Source organism: Xenorhabdus yunnanensis (assembly GCF_028598805.1).
Lineage (GTDB): Bacteria > Pseudomonadota > Gammaproteobacteria > Enterobacterales > Enterobacteriaceae > Xenorhabdus > Xenorhabdus yunnanensis.
Genome location: NZ_JAQRFI010000022.1, coordinates 58,574 through 66,914, shown reverse-complemented (window position 1 = coordinate 66,914; position 8,341 = coordinate 58,574). Strand labels below are relative to the sequence as shown.

General features: G+C 43.4%; 9 protein-coding genes. 7 read left to right on the top strand and 2 right to left on the bottom strand.

Annotated elements, in window-relative coordinates; all coding sequences use genetic code 11:
• Window positions 1-561 (top strand): hypothetical protein (locus tag PSI23_RS11190; protein WP_273555164.1); only part of this gene is annotated, 561 nt, incomplete at its 5' end.
• Here the strand turns inward: PSI23_RS11190 and PSI23_RS11185 are convergent.
• Together PSI23_RS11185 and PSI23_RS11180 are read right to left on the bottom strand one after the other, a co-directional pair.
• On the bottom strand, window positions 548-718 hold the full coding sequence (locus PSI23_RS11185; protein WP_273555163.1) for a hypothetical protein: 171 nt from the start codon (window positions 716-718) through the stop codon (window positions 548-550). The genes PSI23_RS11190 and PSI23_RS11185 overlap by 14 nt on opposite strands.
• The gene (locus PSI23_RS11180) at window positions 715-1,203 is read right to left on the bottom strand and encodes a hypothetical protein (protein ID WP_273555162.1); all 489 of its coding nucleotides are present in this window, start codon (window positions 1,201-1,203) and stop codon (window positions 715-717) included. The genes PSI23_RS11185 and PSI23_RS11180 overlap by 4 nt, the downstream gene beginning before the upstream one ends.
• Here PSI23_RS11180 and PSI23_RS11175 point away from each other — a divergent pair, their 5' ends adjacent.
• The 6 genes from PSI23_RS11175 (at window position 1,204) to PSI23_RS11150 (ending at window position 8,334) form a co-directional block, all read left to right on the top strand.
• The gene (locus PSI23_RS11175; RefSeq protein WP_273555161.1) at window positions 1,204-1,899 is read left to right on the top strand and encodes a hypothetical protein; all 696 of its coding nucleotides are present in this window, start codon (window positions 1,204-1,206) and stop codon (window positions 1,897-1,899) included.
• Window positions 1,899-3,425, top strand: a complete 1,527-nt coding sequence (locus PSI23_RS11170; protein ID WP_273555160.1) for a terminase large subunit domain-containing protein — start codon at window positions 1,899-1,901, stop codon at window positions 3,423-3,425. Before PSI23_RS11175 ends, PSI23_RS11170 begins: the two co-directional genes overlap by 1 nt.
• Entirely contained in the window at window positions 3,422-3,739 is a 318-nt protein-coding gene (locus PSI23_RS11165) for a hypothetical protein (protein ID WP_273555159.1), read from the top strand. The genes PSI23_RS11170 and PSI23_RS11165 overlap by 4 nt, the downstream gene beginning before the upstream one ends.
• An 82-nt stretch (window positions 3,740-3,821) precedes the next feature.
• Window positions 3,822-5,831 (top strand): hypothetical protein, encoded by a 2,010-nt coding sequence (locus tag PSI23_RS11160; RefSeq protein WP_273555158.1) that lies wholly within the window; start codon window positions 3,822-3,824, stop codon window positions 5,829-5,831.
• Between the two features lies 1 nt (window position 5,832).
• On the top strand, window positions 5,833-6,345 hold the full coding sequence (locus tag PSI23_RS11155; RefSeq protein WP_273555157.1) for a hypothetical protein: 513 nt from the start codon (window positions 5,833-5,835) through the stop codon (window positions 6,343-6,345).
• 9 nt (window positions 6,346-6,354) lie between these two features.
• The gene (locus PSI23_RS11150; protein ID WP_273555156.1) at window positions 6,355-8,334 is read left to right on the top strand and encodes a hypothetical protein; all 1,980 of its coding nucleotides are present in this window, start codon (window positions 6,355-6,357) and stop codon (window positions 8,332-8,334) included.
• Window positions 8,335-8,341: the final 7 nt, after the last annotated feature.

Sequence of the window (8,341 nt, the reverse complement as noted above, 5' to 3'; positions counted from 1 at the left end):
ATTAACAGTGATCCGCCGAGTATTGTGAGTTGGAGTATTAATGGGATTTATGCGCCATTAGCTTTTGATTCAAACGCGTTTAAGGTATACCAGGGTTATGATGTCTATTTGAATCTTTCGAAGAAAGCGGGAAATACACTGACTTTAGAAGAGGACGGATTGTTCAGTTCCATAAATACGGATGGAAAACTCTTCTTTGACAATAAATCATTTGCCGGAACAGGAACAAAAGACGATCCGTATAGAGTTAACGTTCTCGCTAGTTCTAATAGTTTATTGCATATGACGTCCAATGGGCTTGAGGTGCCGATAAATTTTGTTAGTCCCCTTGACTCATCAGGATTTCCTGATAATAACGTCAGATTGACAATTTCGCAAAAAGCAGGGAATAGCCTCACCTTAGAAAGCGATGGTCTTTATGTAGTACCAGCGCTTAAAGGCCGTACCAGTTTTATGTCTTATCTGGATGCCACATCCAGTACAACGGAGATCTGGAAAACGGTTAATCAAATCATTCAACTCCTGCATGAAGCGAATATCGTTAATATTAACGATAAATAGGATCGCCTTTGGTGCGCCCCTGATAGGTTACCGGAGGCTGATATACTTTCCCGTTATAGTTGGATTGATAGGACTGTGTGTTATTTATTTCTTTTTTATTGGTAGCACAATCGGTTACTCGAACGGAAAGGGACTCACTGTCTTTTAATTGGATCATTTTATCCCCCAGGAGGTGTCTTTGACTTTGGCTGTATCGTGGGTAAAACCATCGGGCTGTGAGGCTTGTTTCCAATTCTGACTCACATGACAATCGGAAATAACCTGTCCTTTTGTATACGGAATAGTACTGGATATTTGACAGGAGTGGTTATCATTATTTCCATCACCAACAATGGTGCCTGCGCCTTGTGAAATAGGTTGGTATGTGATGGGGTTGCGTATTACATTGGCAACACCCACAATAACATACATGAGGGTACAGTTTTCTGCAAAAACATTACCCTCACCAGTTTGATGGGGAGGATGTGGCTGCTTATCAGGGACAAAATGGAGAGCACACCCTTTTTGAAAGATGCAACCTTTACCAAAATAACAGGGGTTAGAAAAGGAACAGCCTGACGCAAAAATGCAGCCATCGCCGAATGTGGTATAACGTGGAAAGTTTTGTGCTGATTTAATAATAGTACCGTTAGGGTAGGACATATGACCTCTGAGGAATTGCGTATATTTGGTGATAAGCCACTACATCTTATGCTGGGGCCAGATGATTTTCCTTTTTCGTTATTTGATGAAGAACAGCATGATCCGCTTTCGGTAATTAGTCAATTAGCGGAAAAACCCTGGGACGAGACATCAAAATTCTGGTCTGATGAGCGAACATTCCCTGATAGTGAAAGGTCAAGTCAGGTTATTCATGACCGATTACGCAGCGAACTACAGACGATGTTGGCGACAGATGTTACATTGGCGCGAGATATCGCTTATTTTGGTGATAATAAAATTAGTCTTATTTGTAAAGCGTATAGTCTGTCTGATAATGATGTGCTTTTAAAACTGAAAGAGGACGATTTTGCTTTACTGGTCAAAACATTCCGAAAAGATATGGAGAAAGATGTTAATGGAATGTTGCGTGCCAGAGCAAAATTAATGGTTGATGCACAATTAGATGCCATACACGATTTAGTGATGAATAAGGACACAAGAGATTCGGATCGTGTACGGGCCTTTACCGCAATGGCACAGATTGCCGATGCGATACCACGTAATGAAAAAGGCGATATGATAAACCCTGGTTTAGCGGCGAATATCGTGTTTAATTTTGGTGACCAGAGTCCATTTTCACCCAAGTTAAAAGCCGTATCTGAACAGGGAGTCGTGATTGATATGGAGGCGGATTAATGGCGCGTTTGGAAGTAGACTTAAGTTTTGATAAACATCAAACGCTATTACAGATGCACCGAAGTAATGCTTATATCCGGGGGGTGATTGGCCCAGCGGGGTCAGCAAAAACCACTTATGCCTTCAAAGATTTGATTATCCGTTCTCTAATACAGTCACCGGCCAATGCAGACCGTATTCGTTATACCCGATGGGTGGTAATTCGCAATACAAACAAACAGTTAAAACGTAACACATTAGAAACGTTTAAACTGGCAATGGGCGGCCTCATGAATTACTGTCATGTGGTGGAAAGTCCCAATATTCTGGCGACCTGGCAGATGGATTTACCGGATGGAACGCGTATTCACAGTGAATGGCAGTTTGCCGCAATGGACAGTGAAGCCGCATTAGGGGATGCGCTGGGTGCAGAGATGACGGGTGTCATGATTGATGAAGCCTCAGAGATACCCGAAGAAATTGTTGAAATTATTTCAACACGTGTTGGACGTTATCCGTCTGCTGTCCGTGGTACGCCTACCTGGACAGGAATGTTATTTACTACAAATGGTCCCAAAGAAAGTCACTGGCTTTATACCTGGTCATTACAAAAAAAACCTATTTGGAAAAAAATAGAGCACGAAATTGGTCGGGAGTATTTTGAACTGTTCAAACAGCCCCCTGCGCTATTACGACCGAAAGATCCCGGAGGTGAGTGGACACCGAATCCGAAAGCCGAAAATATTCATAATCTGGCTGATGGCTATAATTATTATTATAAGATGCTGGGAAATTCAGATGATTATATTAGGGCCTATGTCGAAGGGCAGTTTTCACCGCTGAAAACCGGTAAGGTGGTTTTTCCTGAATTTCGCGTTCCCCTTCACGTTATTTCCCGCAATAGTGTTCGTATTCCTGATGGTGCTCCGGTTTATCTCGCTTTTGATTTCGGACGCACTCCAGTCATGCTAATAGGCATTGGTACGAAGACGGGACGGATTGTGATCACTGATGAAGTGATGGGTGAGGCAATGGCCGTATCCACGTTATTTGATGGTTATTGTCGCCCTGTACTCATGCAGAAATATCCCCGTAATGTTATTGCTAGCGCATGGGGTGACCCGGCTGGGGCAGATAAAGGACAAGCCGTAGAACTGTCCCCCTTTGGCGTATTGCGACAGCGAAAAATTCCAATCTCAGTCCCGTGGGATACCAGGAATAAAATGGAGCCACGTATTGAAGCGGTCAGTCGTCGTTTACGGACATTAGACAGTGAGGGAGCACCTATGCTGCAGATATGTGATAACTGCGTCATGACGATTAAGGCAATCGATGACAAGTATATTTATGAGAATATTAAGGGCAAAACGGATGCGGTAATGGAGACACCTACAAAATCCCATATTGGTTGGGTGTCGGATCTAATGGACGCACTACAGTACTTATGTCTGGGTTATGATGTGGTGAATGGTCGCAGCGACAATGCACCGGATGAACGGGTAAAGCCACGCACTCGCTATCATTTTGTTCGGAGGAAAAGAGCATGATTAAGGGGTTAGATATTGATGGAACGCGTGTTCTGCTGAACAGAATTCAATCAAATGTTAATGATCTGCTGCAAATGTGCAATACTATTGAAGGAAGCCCGAATAATGGGACAGAACTGCCCGAAGCTGTTACTGCGCTTTGTCAGATGTTAATTCCCATAGAAACACATATGACAACCGTATGGGATTTACTTTTTGGATCGGCATCGGACATTGTGAAGAATTATTTTCTGGCAACGAAAGAACCCGATATGGCGGTTGTTTATAACTTTCTTCTGATAAATGCGCCACACTTAATATCACGTTTAAGATAGGAGGTAATATGTATTACGCTCGTTGTGGTAATCGTAAAACGGGTTGTCCTGCCCGTAGCAAAAAATACAGGGTGTAAACACGATGGCAAAGCTGTCACGCAGTAAGGAAAAGATGAATGCGACACTGGGGAATTTGATCGTTGCGCGTTATACACAAGCTGCATCGTCAAACAGTGATGCGCATCGCCGTTGTCAGCGTTGCCTTGACCTGATGAAAGGACAGATTGATTCGGTGCCAGTAGATCCAGAGGACGATGAGATTGAGGTCGCTATGAATATTACCGGCCCGATCACCCGAAATGTTCATGCGCAGGTTGAGGAAGTACTTGATCCTATTCTCGAACAGCCTTTTGTTTTAGAAACAGATCCCGTCGCTCAATTGCCTGCGCCTGTTCAGGATGAATTAATGAATGCCATTGAAACAAATATCCAACGTATCATTGAAATGACGGGAGGCGATGAATCGTTATTTACGAACCTGTTAAAGAATATGACGCAAACGGCGCTGACGTTTTATAACGAAGCGGCGAAAACCGCAGCGGATAATCTTTATCCGGTTGTTTTGCAAAAGCTGAAAATGGCAAATTTCAAAACAGAGTTCAGTCAATGGCTGTATAACTATGTCATATACCCGTTAGCCATTCTGAAAGGCCCGGTTTATGAAACACGGAAGATGAAAGAATGGGACGGTATGGCAATGGTCTATCAGGATAAGATGGTTCATCGCGTATACAATATCTCGCCCTTTAATTTTTTCCCATCCCCAAATGCCAAAGATTTACAGTCCTGTGAATACATTATCGAACGCCAGCGACTCACGTCGAGTGAGCTTCTCGATATGTCAGGAACCGTCGGTTTTGATGCAGAATCGATATTTTATGTATTGCAGGATCATGAAAAGTACATTTTACCTTATGAGGCAACTGGCAGCGAAATAGAGCCGGATGCGTTAGGTGACTCCGGGATTGCCAGTGTCTCTGATTTATCTTTGATCGGTATCTATGATGTATTGATCCATTATGGACGAATACAGGGCGCGAAATTAAAAGAATATGGTGTTGATATCAGTAATGAATACAGACTCTATGAGTCTGAAATTTGGGTGCTGGCCGGTACGATTATCAAATGTGTTCTGAATCCCGATCCGTTGGGGCGGCGGCCATTTTATACAGCCGCATTTTACCATTTACCGGGCGAACTCTGGGGAAGCAGTATTCCTGAAACGATTGAAGATGTTCAAATTCAATGTACGACAGCGGGTCGGGCACTCGTGAATAATATGGATTTTTCCGCTGGCCCATTAGGTGAAGTGGATACGGCCCGTGTGAAAGGTGAGGGCGATCCGACTGAAATTTATCCGCGTAAGATTACGCCGGTTAAACAAGATTCGTTTAGTCAGAATGCACCGGCTTACCGCTTTTATACTATCCCCAGTCTTGCTGGGGAACTGTGGAGTATTTTTGATAAAGCCCATGCGTCTGCCTATGAATTAATTGGAATACCCCGGCTGGCATTTGGGCAGACACAAGGGGCCGCAACGATTGGTAGAACATCAGGGGGCGTTTCCATGATGTTAAATCAGGCCAGCAAGGCGATTAAACAGCCCTTACTATATGCGGAGAATCAGGTGATTGAACCCGTAATACAACGCTTTGTAGATATTGAATTACAGTTTAATCCCAATCCCTCTCTGAAGGGGGATGTGAATGTCAGAGCCAGTGGTGTCCGTGGGATGCAGGAAAAAGAAAAACAACAAGGTAATCTCACGTGGGTCTTGCAGTCGCTTGCACCGTTTGCAAGAGGATTTGAAGTGCCGTCTGCATTTATTATGCGTATTCTAGAACAGCTATTATCACAGATGGGGGTAGATACAAAAGGATTACCCGATATTGCGTTACAGGATGCCATGAATCAGGATCAGGGAATTATCGCTTCACTGACCGGGATGACAGACAATGTGGGAGCAGGACAAAGTGGGACGATAGAGGGCGCACCCGCGATGAATAATAGTGATTATACACAACCTCTGGATGGCCGAAGTGCGCAGGCACTCGAAACGATTAAGCAGATGAATCATTCGTTAGGAGGATAGTATGGCGCAGGTAAAATGCCAATACTTTGATTTTTCAATCACAACATTTTTTGAACCTGATGTCTGTGAACCTCCTGCAAAGAATAAAAATCCCTGCTGTCAGGTCACTCAGATCAAAAACATGAAGTATTCAGGTACACCCAGTGATACGGATGATAGACCGAATAAATTATCGGAGTACCGTTTTATTGTAAATACCTTGAGTCAGATCCATTTGGTTTGTGAGGATATTCCATTTTGTGAGTCAGCGATAATCTTGCGTGTGCAGAGAATACTGGCGTGTCAGATAGGTTGTGATACAGATTATAACGCTATTCTAGAACACTGGCGTGGCAGTGGCATGATGATCCCTCCGGGTGAATATATCATAGATATACCCGTCGGGATCGCATACGGGGCAGATCTGTGTGGTTTTCATATTGAAAAAACACCGGCAGGCCATGTAACAGTGGTGATAGAACCTGTAACGACGGAACATGTTTGGGCTATGTTGTATAACAACGCGAAGTGTTAGGAGAAAGATATGTCTAATTGCTGTTCCCCTATATTAACGTTTGAGCAGATCAGTAATTATATTCAGTCGGTGATTAATCAGAAGATAATCTGTAATGAAATACAGGCAGGTTTATTAGATTGTCAGGGGAATGTCCTCGCTCCGGCAACCCATATCATAAGATGTGATGAGCTGGATAAATTAGTAAAAGAAGCCATTCATAATGGTGACATTACTATTCCGGGTATTGAGGCTTTATCGTTTGATGGTGAACGCATCACGTTAGTGGATCAGGCGGGTAAAACCCATGAAGTTAATCTCGCGTCAATTATACCACAGAGTTTAACGACGAATGGCATGGCCGTGACGCTGACACTGAAAGATGGTACACAGTTAACCGTCGATCTCACAAAAGCGGTTACTGAGGCTATTGCAGAAAAAACGCTCAAAAGCGCAGCCTTAACGAAGGATAATCATCTTGAACTGACGTTAGGTGACGGCAGTAAAGTAACAGCTAATTTAGGCCAATTACTGGATGATGCGACGGTAACCAGTGGCAGTATCGATGCGAACGGTAATATCGAATTAGTCTTAGGTGACGGTAAAGTTATTAAAGTGCTCGCGGCTGCATTACGGCAGGTCAAGATTGACCGGGATAGCCCGCTGACAGGAAACGGTGATGATATTCCTTTAAATATTGATTTTACCCGTGTCTGCTGGAAAGTGATTGATTCCATCACAATGGATGATAAAGGGTTACATATCAAGATTGATAACCAGTGCGATGCCATCACATTATCGATGGATGATATAAAGAAAGCCTTAATCAATAAAGTCAAAGTGTGTGTTGCGGATACTGGTTTTATAACCGGTGACGGTACGGAAGGAAATTGCTTAGGTCTTGATTTACAGAAGATTATTGATGCCATTGTGAATGATCCCAATGTCATAAAGACCTTGATTAATAATTTAAATAATAAAGTCAAAATCAGTACGAATCAGAGCTTGACCGGTTCGGGCCTTGTCACTGACCCGTTAGGCGTCAAACTGTCGCCGGACAGTGGTAATTTACTGAGCATTCGGAAAGACGGACTCTATTACGGGGTGCAGGCAACAGCCGATGTGACAAATTTGTATGTGGATTCGGTCGCGGGGGATGATAAGAACTCTGGCACGCGAGCGCAACCATTGAAAACGTTACAAGAGGCAATAAATCGCGTGCGAGCTGATGAGAGTAATACGATCCATTTACGTTGTGGTGGCGAATATGTCTGGCCCGGCTTCACGGTAACGAATGGAGCTACACGAACGATAATGCCATACGGCGACCCATATGTAGATGGGGATAAAGTACCCCAATTGACCTTAAAAAGACGATATTATCGATGGTGGACACATAAAAATATTGTCAGGCCAAAAATTTATTTCCACGTGAATTACAATAATCAGCTAAAAATAATTAGTATTTCAGTAGCAAGTCCCATTGGGGGAGCACAACTAAATTGTCAGGGCTTGCATTTTATGTGTGAAGGTTACAATGACCCTGGCACACCGAAAGCAGATTCGGGCTTTGATGGGAATAATTGGGAACGCTGGAATACTTACGGTATCTATGGGGCGTCAAACGCAAACGCGATTTTTTATGGTTGCGTCTTCCGAAATATGTATGCACCGAGTGCATTTACGAATACACCGAACTCCTCATGGTGGGGCATCGTAGGCAAGGATTATGTGTTTGAAGGTCCTCAACAGAATTTTCAGGCATGTTCGTATGAAAATCTGGATTTGGACCCTACTGGAACGGTATTTCCAGGGGATTTAGTGAATGAAAGTTCAGGAATGTCACAGCTTTCTGTGGAAAGTTATGGGGATGCTTTTTCGGATTTACCGAGTTATGAGTCCTTAAATCAGAATTTAGCTGCCGCTTTTTTGTTATCTAATATCTTAACCGGTGTGGTGAGAGACAAAGATGGCAAACCCCGAAATACGATATCGAATCTCATTTTGTAGGGGGGTA